Origin of the sequence: Devosia oryziradicis, from assembly GCF_016698645.1 — a bacterium.
Classification (GTDB): Bacteria; Pseudomonadota; Alphaproteobacteria; order Rhizobiales; family Devosiaceae; genus Devosia; species Devosia oryziradicis.
In genome coordinates, this window is sequence record NZ_CP068047.1 from 1,023,064 (window position 1) to 1,035,069 (window position 12,006).

Genomic DNA, 12,006 nt, shown 5'->3' on the forward strand with positions numbered 1-12,006 from the left:
GTCATCGCGTATCGAACTCTTCGATTTCGCCCGCCTTGGTGCGGAAAGCACATCTGGCGCTTTGGAGCATCCAACCCTGGGTTTCAACATAGCCCTGAATCTGGCGCTGCATGTTGAGTTTGAGGCCGGGCAGTGACACCCGGCACCCCGTATACTGAGCGTTGGTCTCGTAAACGAGTTCTTCCAGCTTGCCCGCGGGCGTGCGGAAGGTGCCGACAATGACAACCTCCCGGATTTCCGCGAGAGCAGGAACGACCATGGTGGCCTGCCCAAAGGCGAAAGTAATGACGGCTGCGCCGAGGCGGAATGCGTTCATCATTCCGCCGCCGCCATGCCCATGCCGCCAGCCCGCTTCTTTTCCATCTCCTTGATGGCGCGGCGGTATTCGACCGGCATCACCTTGACGAATTTCGGACGCATCTCGACCCAGTGGTCGAGGATGTACTTGGCGCGGTCCGAACCCGTGTAGTGCAGGTGGTTGGAAATCAGCTGGTGCAGGCGCTCGTCGTCATGCTTGGTCATGTCGCCCGAGATGTCGACGCGGCCATGCCATTCGAGATCCCCACCATGGTGGTGGAGCTGCTGCATCAGTTCTTCTTCTTCCTGCACCGGTTCGAGATCGACCATGGCGAGGTTACAGCGGTCGCGGAAGGTCTCGTCCTCGTCAAGGACATAAGCGACGCCGCCCGACATGCCGGCCGCGAAGTTGCGGCCAGTGGGGCCGATAACGACGACAACACCGCCGGTCATGTATTCGCAACCATGGTCGCCCGTGCCCTCAACCACGGCGATGGCGCCGGAGTTACGGACGGCGAAGCGCTCGCCGGCAATGCCGCGGAAGTAGCATTCGCCCGCAATGGCGCCATAGAGCACGGTGTTGCCGACGATGATCGACTTGGATGGCTCGAAGCTCACCTTGTCGGATGGGCGCACCACGATGCGACCGCCGCTGAGGCCCTTGCCGACATAGTCGTTGGCGTCGCCCACCATGTCGATGGAGATGCCGCGGGCGAGGAAGGCGCCGAAAGCCTGGCCGGCGGTGCCGGTCAGCTTGATCGAAATCGTGTCGTCCGGCAGACCCTCATGGCCATACTTCTTGGCCAGGGCGCCCGACAGCATGGCACCGGCCGAGCGGTCGCGGCTGCGGATGGGCAGCTCGATCTGCACGGCTTCGCCGCGTTCCAGCGCCGGCTCGGCCAGTTCGACCAGCTTGCGGTCGAGCACGGCTTCGAGGTGATGGTTCTGGTACTCGGAGTGGTAGAGCGTGTCGCCGCCGATGGGCTCGGGCTTGTAGAAGAGCTTGGCGAAGTCGATGCCTTCGCTCTTCCAGTATTCAACCATCTTGCGCTGGTCGAGTAGGTCCGAGCGGCCGATGAGATCGCGCAGAGAGCGGGCACCCATTGCCGCCATCAGGCCACGCAGCTCTTCGGCGATGAAGAAGAAGTAGTTGATCACGTGCTCGGGCGTGCCCTTGAAGCGCTTGCGCAAAACCGGGTCCTGGGTGGCGACACCGACCGGGCAGGTGTTGAGGTGGCACTTGCGCATCATGATGCAGCCGGCCGCAATCAGCGGCGCGGTCGAGAAGCCGAACTCGTCGGCGCCGAGCAGGGCGCCGATCAGCACGTCACGGCCGGTCTTGACGCCGCCATCGACCTGGAGGACAACGCGCGAGCGCAGGCGGTTGAGCACCAGTGTCTGGTGAGTCTCGGCAAGGCCGATTTCCCACGGGCCGCCGGCATGCTTGAGCGAGGTGAGCGGGGACGCGCCCGTGCCGCCATCGTAGCCGGAGACTGTGATGTGATCGGCGCGCGCCTTGGCAACGCCGGCCGCAACCGTGCCGACGCCGACTTCGGACACCAGCTTGACCGAGATGTCGGCCTCTTCATTGACGTTCTTGAGGTCGTAGATCAGCTGGGCGAGATCTTCGATCGAATAGATGTCGTGATGCGGCGGCGGGGAGATGAGGCCCACGCCGGGCGTCGAGTGACGGGTCTTGGCGACGATCCAGTCGACCTTGTGGCCGGGCAGCTGACCGCCTTCGCCGGGCTTGGCGCCCTGCGCGACCTTGATCTGCAGCTGATCGGCATTGACCAGATATTCGGTGGTGACGCCGAAACGGCCGGACGCGACCTGCTTGATGGCCGAACGCAGCGGGTTGCGCGAGCCATCGGGCAGGGGCTTGTAGCGGTCGGGTTCCTCGCCGCCTTCGCCGGTGTTGGACTTGCCGCCAATGCGGTTCATTGCCTGGGCCAGCGTGGTGTGGGCTTCGCGCGAGATCGAGCCGAAGCTCATGGCGCCGGTGACGAAGCGCTTGACCAGCTCCACGGCCGGTTCGACTTCGTCGAGCGGCACGGCTTCGCCGAGCGGCTTGATGTCGAACAGGTTGCGGATGGCCAGGTAGCCGTTTTCACCCGAGTTCACGCGGGCGGCAAAGCTGTTGTAGCGGTCCTGCGCGGTTTCGGGGGACTCGTCCTTGGTGCGCACGGCGTGCTGCAGGTCGGACACCACGTCCGGGCTCCAGGCATGCCGCTCACCGCGGATGCGGTACATGTATTCGCCGCCCACATCGAGCGCCTTGCGCAGCACGACATCATCGCCAAAGGCGTCGCGGTGGCGGCGCACCGTTTCCTCGGCGACTTCGCTGAGGCCGACACCTTCGATGGTGGTGGCGGTGCCAAAGAAGAAGCGCTTGACGAATTCGGTCGAGAGACCCACCGCGTCGAAAATCTGCGCGCCGCAATAGGACTGGTAAGTCGAGATGCCCATCTTGGACATGACCTTGAGCAGCCCCTTACCCACGCTCTTGATGTAGCGATAGACCACCTCGTGAGCATCGACCTCGGCCGGGAATTCGCCTTCGGCATGCAGCGCCGAGAGCGTTTCGAAGGCGAGATAGGGGTTGATGGCTTCGGCGCCGTAGCCGGCCAGCATGGCGAAATGGTGCATTTCGCGGGCTTCGCCGGTTTCGACGACGAGGCCAGAGCTGGTGCGCAGGCCCTTGCGGATCAGGTGGTGATGCACCGCGGCCGTTGCGAGCAAAGCCGGAATGGCGATGCGGTCGGCGGCGACCAGGCGGTCGGAGAGGATGATGATGTTGTATTCACCGGCAATGGCGGCCTCGGCCTCGCGGCAGATGCTGTCCAAAGCCTGTTCCATGCCCACCGCGCCCATATCGGCAGGGTAGGTGATGTCGACCGTCTTGGTCTTGAACTGGTTGGTGTCCATGTCACCGATGGCGCGGATCTTCTCGAGGTCCTCGTTGGTGAGAATGGGCTGGCGAACCTCGAGGCGCTTCTCCTTGGAAGCACCGGCCAGGTCGAAGATGTTGGGGCGCGGGCCAATAAAGGAGACGAGCGACATCACCGATTCCTCACGGATCGGATCGATCGGCGGGTTGGTGACCTGGGCGAAGTTCTGCTTGAAATAGGTATAGAGGAGCTTGGACTTCTGGCTCAGGGCCGAAATCGGTGTATCCGTACCCATCGAGCCGACAGCTTCCTGGCCCGTCGTGGCCATGGGCGCCATCAGGATCTTGATGTCTTCCTGGGTGTAGCCGAAGGCCTGCATGCGATCGAGCAGCGACTCGCTCGTCACCGGGGCCTTGGGCTCGGTCTCGGGCAGATCCTCGAGCACGATCTGCGAGCGGGCGAGCCACTCGGCGTAGGGGTTCTTAGTGGCGAGCGTGCGCTTGATCTCGTCGTCGGAGATGATGCGGCCTTCTTCAAGGTCGATCAGCAGCATGCGGCCGGGCTGCAGGCGCCAGCGTTCGACGATGTCCTCGTCGGGAATGTCGAGCACGCCCGATTCCGATGCCAGCACCACATGGCCTTCGCGTGTCACCAGGTAACGGGCGGGGCGCAGGCCGTTGCGGTCGAGCGTGGCCACGACATAGCGACCGTCCGACAGCGACATGGCGGCAGGGCCGTCCCACGGTTCCATCAGGGCAGCGTGATACTCGTAGAAGGCGCGGCGCGTCTCATCCATCAGCGGGTTGCCGGCCCAGGCTTCCGGGATCAGCATCATGGCCGCATGCGGCAGCGAATAGCCGCCACGCACGAGGAATTCGAGCGCGTTGTCGAAGCAAGCGGTGTCCGACTGACCCTCATAGGAGATCGGCCAGATCTTGGTGATGTCGTCGCCGAACAGCGGCGAGGAAACCGACGCCTGGCGGGCGGCCATCCAGTTGACGTTGCCACGGATGGTGTTGATCTCACCATTGTGGGTGGTCATGCGGTAGGGATGGGCCAGCTTCCAGGACGGGAAGGTATTGGTCGAAAAGCGCTGGTGCACGAGCGCGATGGCCGATTCGAAGGCTTCGTCCGAGAGGTCGGGGTAAAAAGCCTTGAGCTGGGCCGCCAGGAACATGCCCTTGTAGACCAGCGTACGGGCCGACATGGAGACGACATAAAAGCCGTTGTCGCCGTTGCTTTCGGGGATGGCGGCATAGACGGTGTTGCTGATCACCTTGCGCACGATCAGCAGCTTGCGCTCGAACTCGTCCAGGCTCAGGCCTTCAGGGCGCGCGATTACCATCTGCTCGATGATGGGCTGGGTCGCGATGACCCCTTCGCTGAGCGGCGAATTGTCGGTCGGCACCACGCGCTCGCCAAGCAGGGTCAGGCCTTCACTGGCGAAGACGCCACGGACGGCCTCGGCGCAACGGTCGCGCAGCTCGGCTATGTTGGGATAGAACAGCATGGCCACGGCGTAGTGGTGCTTTTCCGGCAGCGCAAAGGGCAGCACCTTCTGAAAGAAGGCATGCGGAGTCTGCACCAGAATGCCGGCGCCGTCGCCCATCAGCGGGTCAGCGCCTACGGCGCCACGGTGTTCGAGGTTCTCGAGGATTTCGAGGCCCTTCTCGACCACTTCGTGGCTGGGCTTGTTCTTGATGTTGGCGATCATGCCGATGCCGCAGGCATCGTGTTCATGAGCCGGATCGTAGAGACCCTGGGCCTGTGGGCGGCCAGTGACGACGCGGCGACCATGCTCGATCAAGGTTTTGCGATTGGCGGTCTTCGTCGTGACGGGAGTTTGGGATCCGTTCCGCGCGTGTGCCATGGCATGTTCCTTCGTCGTTGGGTCGCGCCCGTTGCCGGGCTGGTATCGCTATGTCGTGTGCATCCTGATGATGCCGGTCTCCCGGCGGGCTGGATGCGTTATCGTCCTCTGGTGGGCGCGTCGGTCAGGCGGGTCGTACTACAACAGTACGGCTCGGAAGAGCAAATGCGTCCATGCTTGGGGAGTGGCGCTGCATCCAAATGGCCACTCGAATTCGGGTCGTTTCTCAACCCCGCCTGTCCGTTTCCGCTCACCAAGAGCGGGCCAGCCGGACCAGCGTGCGCGCTGGCCGCGGAGAGCGGGGCGACGCGTCAGATAGGACAGAAGTGCTGCCCTAACAAGTTCACATTTGCATAATTCCAAACTGGGGGCAAGCGCCTTTGCCACGCTTCGGTCACAAAAAATAGGACTTTGCCAATTTTTGTGTAGGAAACGATAGGAAATCGGGGCCGAAATCGCGGATTCAACGCGTCGCGGCAGGTTTCCTAGGGGATTGCGCCTATGCACGCGCGTAAACGGAAAAGGCGCAGCCCTTGCGGGCTGCGCCTCTATCGTCACCGGGAGGTGTCGTCGTTCGCTATTGGCGAAAGCTGGTGCCTTCGCGACTAGTTTACCGACTTGTCCTCGATGGTGGGCTGGGTGCCGGCGGCGTTGATCTGGATGGTGCGCGGCTTCTTGCTCTCGGGAAGTTCGCGCTTCAATTCCAGATGCAGCAAGCCGTTCTCGAGGCTGGCGCCCTGAACCTCGACATAGTCGGCCAGCTGGAAACGCAGCTCGAAGGCGCGTTCGGCAATGCCGCGATGGAGGAATTCACGGGCCTTGTCTGCAGTCTCGGCAGGCTTGGCACCCTTGACGACCAGGCTGTTTTCCTTGGTCTCGATGGCGATGTCGCCATTGGCAAAGCCGGCGACGGCGATCGAGATGCGGTAGGCGTCTTCGCCGGTGCGCTCGATATTGTAGGGAGGATAGGTCTTGGCTTCCTGCCCGACAAGCGTGTCCAGACGGTTGAAGACGCGGTCAAAACCGACGGTCGAACGATAGAAGGGGGAAAAATCGATGGTCTGCATAGTCACATTCTCCGTAAAGCAACGTGGATGTCCCGGTGGTCTCGTTCAGGGCTCCCAGCATTAGGCGAGCGATGAGTTTCCGAGGTCGGGGTTCCCGGAAAGTCCGGCGAACGAGTGAGATGTAGGAGGCGATTTTTGGGGTTCAAGACCCCGGTGCGCGAATGAATTCTGAACCGAATATGAACGGTCTGGTCCGTTCGAGTTCAGGCTGGCTGGGCTAGAACCGGATCAATGCGGTTCATCACCCGCCCCCCGCATGGGCCGCATCAAGAGGAACCGGTGTCTCCACAGGAGATGCCGGTTTTCCTTTTCCTGCTTCCGCATACTCGATCGTCACCCTCCGGCTTGACCCGAGGGCGTTGAACTTGCTGAGTGTTCGTTAAGTGCAGAGCCCTTGGGTCAAGCCCGAGGGTGACGGTCGGTGGCTGGGATGGGGTCAAATCTGCCAACCCCGTTTTCCTTCCTTAAGTTCTCTGGTCTAACAGGCCGGAAGAGTTGCGGACCCTACCCATGAACGCCGTCGTCGATCCGAACGGACCAAGCCTGGTCAATATTCCTTCCAACCCCATGCCTGAGGGTGGGCGTGTCGGTTTTTTCCGGACCAGCGACAATGTGCAGCTGCGCTATGCGCTCTGGGCGAAGTCGGCAGGGCCGCAGCGCGGCACGATATGCCTGGTGCAGGGGCGCACCGAATTCATCGAGAAGTACTTCGAGACGGTGGCCGACTTCCGCCAGCGCGGCTTTGCGGTGGCGACGTTCGACTGGCGGGGACAGGGCGGGTCGGACCGGCTGATCGGCAATCGCAAGCTGGGCTATGTCGATAAGTTCGAGGACTATTGGACGGACCTGCACAGCTTCCATGGCGAAATCCTCCTGCCCGATTGCCCGCCGCCATTCTACCTGGTGGGGCACTCCATGGGCGGGCTGGTCTCGCTGCTCGCCGGCGCCAACGACCGGATGATGTTCGACCGGGTGTTCCTGTCGGCCCCCATGCTGGCTCTGGACCGTCAGCCGATGAGCATGGCTGGCATGGCACGGTTCGGCGAAACGCTGAGCTTTCTTGGCCTTGGCCAGATGCCGGTCGGGCGCAAGGCCGACAAACCCATGAGCGAAGCGACCTTTCCGGGCAATCCGTTGACGGGCGATCTCATCCGCTACATGCGCTCGGTCGATACGGTCCGGGCGCGGCCCGAAATCGAAATCGGCGTGCCGACGGTGCGCTGGGCCGCGGCGGCATTCGGCGCCATGGCCGAAGCCGGACGCGACAGCTTTCCGGCGCGCATCCGCGTGCCCCTGCTGATGTTGGCTGCGGCCCGCGACGAGGTGGTTTCGACCGCGGCGATCGAACAGCTGGGACTGCGCATGCGGACTGGACGACATGTCGTCATCGCCGGGGCGCGGCATGAATTGTTCATGGAAACCGATGTGATCCGCGGCCAGGTACTGGCGGCGTTCGATGCGTTCATTACCGAGCAGTCCTGAAGGGCAAATCCTGTTTGCTACGAGTCCCTTAAACGGGCAGTAACCCGGGAGCTCTATGGTCTGCAGCGCCAGAACGGCGTTTGCAGGGACCAGTAGGTGTTTTTCAGAAGAGCCATCCGGCGGTTTTTCGCCGATGACCGAGGCAACGTGGCCATCATCTGCGCGGTGGCCTTTCTGCCTATTCTGGTCATTGCGGGCGGCGCGACCGACATTGCCCGGCATGAGGCCTATCGCGTCCAGCTGCAGGACGGCGTGGACCGCGCCGTGCTGGCCGCGGCATCGCTGACCCAGACGCGACCGATTGAGGAGACGGCCCGGGACTACCTGAGCACGTTGTCGTTTTCGGACGACATCGAGCTGACATTCACGCATTCGCAGACGCCGACCTTGCGCGAGGTCAGGCTTGTAGCGGCCTATGAAATGGAGACCGCCTTCCTGCCGCTGATCGGCATCAACTCGATCACCGTGGGCGCCAGCGCCAAGGCGGTCGAGCGGCGCAAGAATATCGAGATCTCGCTGATCCTGGACATTTCGGGCTCGATGCGCGAGGGCGGCACGCCCAACAGGCTCGCCCGCATGAAGCCGGCGGCCAACGGCTTCATCGATGCCATCCTCACCTCCACCACCGCGGCCTATACCTCGGTCAGCCTGGTGCCCTATGCCGGCTCGGTCAATCCGGGCGCGGTGGTGATGGACGCCATGGGGGTGCCGCGCCAGCACAGCTATTCGTCCTGCATGGAATTCGTGAACACCGATTACGCCATCGGCCTGGTCCCGTTTGCCCAGCGGACCCAGGTCCCGCATTTCACCTACAACCACCAGGGCGTCTCCTACCCGGGCCTGGAGTGGTCATGGTGTCCGCTCGAGGCCACCAGCATCACCTATCTGTCCAACGATGCCGCCGCGCTCAAGACCAGGATCACCAACCTCAAGATGCATGACGGTACCGGCACGGCTATCGCCATGAAATGGGGCATGATGCTGCTCGAGCCGACGGCGCAGCCACTGGTCGCCCAGGGTGCCGCCAATGGCTATGTGCCCGCTGCCTTCGCCAACCGTCCGGCCGCCTTCAGCGATACCAATACCCTCAAGTTCATCGTGCTGATGACCGACGGCAATGTCAGCGATCAGTATCGACCCAAGCAGTATGCCTATCCGCGGGCTTGCAATGCGGCCACCAACGGGTCCTCGAGCAGCGCCTGCACGACCATTGTCCAGACGGCGGGCGATGCCGTGACGCGGATGTATGCCGTGTGCGACCGGGCCAAGGCCAATGGCGTAACAGTCTTCACCATCGGTTTCGACCTGGGCAGCAGCGGCCGCACGCAGATGCGCAACTGCGCCTCGAGCGCCAGCCACTACTACGACGTCAGCTCCACCGGCATCGACATCGCCACCGCCTTCCAGTCAATCGCCTCGGCGATCCAGAAGATCAAGCTGACCGAATGACCCTCCAGCTGCGACAGAGCGCGGGCCGTTTCAGGCGCGACCGGCGCGGCGTTGCCGCGGTGGAATTCGCCCTTCTGGCGCCAATGCTGTTCGCCTTGGTGTTCGGGACGATCGAAGCGGGCTGGACAATGGTGCAGACCATAATGCTCGATCGCGCGCTCGATACAACCATTCGTTCGCTGCGTATCGGCTCGCTCAGCAACCCCACGCAGCAATCGGTGCGCGCGGCGATCTGCGCGGAAGCCAGGGTGCTGGCGGATTGCGAAGCGACGCTGGCGCTCGAATTCATTCCCATCGTCAGTGCCGCCAGCTATCCGGCCGACACGGCTCGTTGCCTGGATCGGTCGGGTGCGCTCAACCCTGTGCTGCGCTTCGACGCCGGTGCCCGGTCGCAGACCGTATTCGTGCGCGCCTGCTTCGTGGTCGAGCCGCTGACCCCGGGCCTGGCGCTGGGCCTGGCACTGCCCAAGGACGAAACCGGGGCCTATCGCATCGTCGCCAAATCCGGCTTCGTGAACGAGCCGGCATGATGATGAGATTGCTCAGGCAGTTGCGGGGGGACGAGCGCGGCGTTTCGGCGGTGGAGTTCGCGCTGATCGTGCCCTTGTTGCTGGCAGTGCTGCTGGGCACGGTCACCATCTTTGACGCCTTCCGCACGGCCCAGGCCGCCGAAAAAGGCACCTTCACGGTGGGCGACATGCTGTCCCGCCAAACCGCAATTTCGCAGCCGATGCTGACCTCGATGCTCACCTTTGTCGAGAAGACGGTGAATTTCGACGGTTCGGCCCGCATGCGGGTTTCCAGCATTTCCAACGCTGCCGGCACCCTGATACTCGACTGGTCCCATTCGGTGGGCGACCAGAACCTGGCCATCGACGCCATCGACTATGGCACGATCCCCGACATAGCCGTGGGCGACTCGGTCGTCCTGACGGAGGTCTTCATTCCGCACCAGGCCTTCGTCGCCGGCTTCGGCTTTGACCGCATCGTCTACAACAACAAGGCCGTCACCCGGCCTCGCTTTGTCGGCAAGATCGCCTGGCAATAGCTTCAGCTGGCATTGACCAGCGCCAGGGCCTTTTCGAGCAGTTCAGGGGTGGCGGCGGCGACGACGTTGCCGCCTGATGTGGGTTCGCTGCCGTCCCAGCAGGCGATGGCGCCGCCGGCCTCGCGGATGATGGGGACAAGGGCCGCGATGTCATAGGTCTGGAGGCGCGGCTCGATGACGAGGTCGGCCTGGCCGGCGGCGAGGAGCGCATAGCCGTAGCAGTCGGTGCCGAAGCGCTGAAGGCGCGTGGCGGATTCGATGGCCTCCCACTTGCCCCAATGCTCGCCTTTGAACAGGTTCGGCGTGGTGGTGAAGACGCGGGCGGGCGCCAGATCGGTTTGTCCGCTGGTGCGCAGGGCAGTCGTCTCGCCGGCGCGGCGGTAGGTCGAGCGGCCCGGCACGGCCAGGAAGGTTTCCCCGATGAAGGGCTGGCTCATGATGCCGGCAATCGCCACGCCCTGGTGGGCAAAGCCGATCAGCGTGCCCCAGACAGGCACGCCCGAGATGAAGGAGCGCGTGCCATCGATGGGGTCGATGATCCAGCTATAGGGGCTTTCGCCGCTGTTGCCCCATTCCTCGCCGATGATGGCGTGATCAGGGAACTGCTCGGCGATGACGGCGCGGATGACGGTCTCGGCGCCCCGGTCGGCTTCGGTGACCGGATCGAAGCCCACCGCATATTTGTTGTCGACATCGAGCGGGGTGCGGAACAGCGGCAGCGTGTGCGCCGCAGCGGCTTCGGCTGATGCCAGCAGGGTAGCTTCGACTTTGGCGAGATCGAGGGTCATGGGCGGGTCCGGTGCCACGACCTCGTGGTTCGACGGGCTCACCATGAGGTCTACTGAGGGTGCAGCTTTCTTAGCCACGCACCGAGCGTTCCGCCATCACAAATCGTCACCATTGGGCTTGACCCGAGGGCGTTTCACTTGCGGACGGGCGGCAGTGCAGGCCCTCGGGTCACGCCCGAGGGTGAGGATCCAGTTTGGGAGGAGTTCCGCGCCTATTCCGCCGCGGCCTTGTCGATCACAGGCTGGCTGCCGACCAGGGACACCAGGTCGAGGCCGATCAGCGAGAAGGTGAGGCGCTCGACCAGGGCGCGGATGGCCTCGAAGCCCTCGTGTTTCACCAGCGTCACCTCGTTCATGTAGAGATGCCGGCTGATTTCAATCTGCAAGGCATGCACACCATGCTGGGGGCGGCCATAGGTGCGGGTGGCAAAGCCGCCGGCATAGGGGCGGTTGCGCGCGACCTTGAGGCCGGCGCCGGTAAAGACGGTTTCGACCAGATCGACAAGGCCCGGCGCGCAGGTCGTGCCATAGCGATCGCCCAGCACGATATCGGGCGCTGCCCTGTCGTTGGAGCGGGTGATGCGCGGCATGGAGTGGCAGTCAATCAGCAGCGCCACGCCAAAGGCGGCGAGGGCTTCGCTCAAAAGCTTCTGCAGTGCGGCATGATAGGGATGGTAGATGCCCTCGATGCGCATGCGCGCATCTTCGATGGTCAGGCGCTCGCGATAGATGGGCTTGTTCTCGGCCACCACGCGGGCCAGCGTGCCCAGGCCGGCAGCGACGCGCGGCGAGGTGGTGTTGAAGCGATCCGACAGCGGCTCGACGAACATGGTGGGATCGAGTTCCCAGGGCTCGCGGTTCACGTCGAGATAGGCGCGCGGAAAATGCGCGCGCAGCATGAGGGCCCCCAGATGGGGCGCGCGGGCAAAGAGTTCATCGACCCAGGCATCCTCGGACTGGCGGATCGAAAGATGATCGAGCCGGGTCATGGCTAGGAAGCGTTCGGGATAGACGCGGCCGGAATGGGCAGAGTTGAACACCAGCGGAGCCACTAGCCGGCGCGGCCGGATGGTCTCAAATGCAGGCTGATCCCAATAGTCGGACCGCAAGGCGC

9 protein-coding genes are annotated in these 12,006 nt (G+C 63.4%); 4 read left to right on the forward strand and 5 right to left on the reverse strand.

Features of this window, described 5'->3' with window-relative positions:
* Position 1: 1 nt before the first annotated feature.
* The 3 genes from JI749_RS05205 to JI749_RS05215 form a co-directional block, all read right to left on the reverse strand.
* Positions 2-316: a hypothetical protein gene (locus JI749_RS05205; protein WP_201660232.1), complete on the reverse strand. Its 315-nt coding sequence runs from the start codon at positions 314-316 to the stop codon at positions 2-4.
* On the reverse strand, positions 316-5,058 hold the full coding sequence (gene gltB / locus JI749_RS05210) for a glutamate synthase large subunit (RefSeq protein ID WP_201660235.1): 4,743 nt from the start codon (positions 5,056-5,058) through the stop codon (positions 316-318). The genes JI749_RS05205 and gltB overlap by 1 nt, the downstream gene beginning before the upstream one ends.
* Positions 5,059-5,663: 605 nt before the next feature.
* A complete protein-coding gene (locus JI749_RS05215) occupies positions 5,664-6,125 on the reverse strand; it encodes an Hsp20 family protein (protein WP_201660238.1) in 462 nt (153 codons plus the stop codon).
* A gap of 510 nt (positions 6,126-6,635) precedes the next feature.
* On the opposite strand from JI749_RS05215, the gene JI749_RS05220 reads away from it, so the two are divergent.
* From JI749_RS05220 to JI749_RS05235, 4 genes are all read left to right on the forward strand, one after another.
* Positions 6,636-7,607 carry an alpha/beta hydrolase gene (locus tag JI749_RS05220; protein ID WP_201660241.1) on the forward strand — a complete coding sequence of 324 codons (972 nt, stop codon included), beginning with the start codon at positions 6,636-6,638 and terminating at the stop codon, positions 7,605-7,607.
* Between the two features lie 96 nt (positions 7,608-7,703).
* Positions 7,704-9,056: a TadE/TadG family type IV pilus assembly protein gene (locus JI749_RS05225; RefSeq protein WP_201660244.1), complete on the forward strand. Its 1,353-nt coding sequence runs from the start codon at positions 7,704-7,706 to the stop codon at positions 9,054-9,056.
* Positions 9,053-9,586, forward strand: a complete 534-nt coding sequence (locus JI749_RS05230; protein WP_201660248.1) for a TadE/TadG family type IV pilus assembly protein — start codon at positions 9,053-9,055, stop codon at positions 9,584-9,586. The genes JI749_RS05225 and JI749_RS05230 overlap by 4 nt, the downstream gene beginning before the upstream one ends.
* Positions 9,586-10,104 carry a TadE/TadG family type IV pilus assembly protein gene (locus tag JI749_RS05235; RefSeq protein WP_201660252.1) on the forward strand — a complete coding sequence of 173 codons (519 nt, stop codon included), beginning with the start codon at positions 9,586-9,588 and terminating at the stop codon, positions 10,102-10,104. The genes JI749_RS05230 and JI749_RS05235 overlap by 1 nt, the downstream gene beginning before the upstream one ends.
* Before the next feature lie 2 nt (positions 10,105-10,106).
* Here the strand turns inward: JI749_RS05235 and hisN are convergent, their stop codons facing one another.
* On the reverse strand, positions 10,107-10,892 hold the full coding sequence (gene hisN / locus JI749_RS05240; protein ID WP_201660256.1) for a histidinol-phosphatase: 786 nt from the start codon (positions 10,890-10,892) through the stop codon (positions 10,107-10,109).
* 212 nt (positions 10,893-11,104) lie between these two features.
* The gene (locus JI749_RS05245; RefSeq protein WP_201660259.1) at positions 11,105-12,001 is read right to left on the reverse strand and encodes an N-formylglutamate amidohydrolase; all 897 of its coding nucleotides are present in this window, start codon (positions 11,999-12,001) and stop codon (positions 11,105-11,107) included.
* Positions 12,002-12,006: the final 5 nt, after the last annotated feature.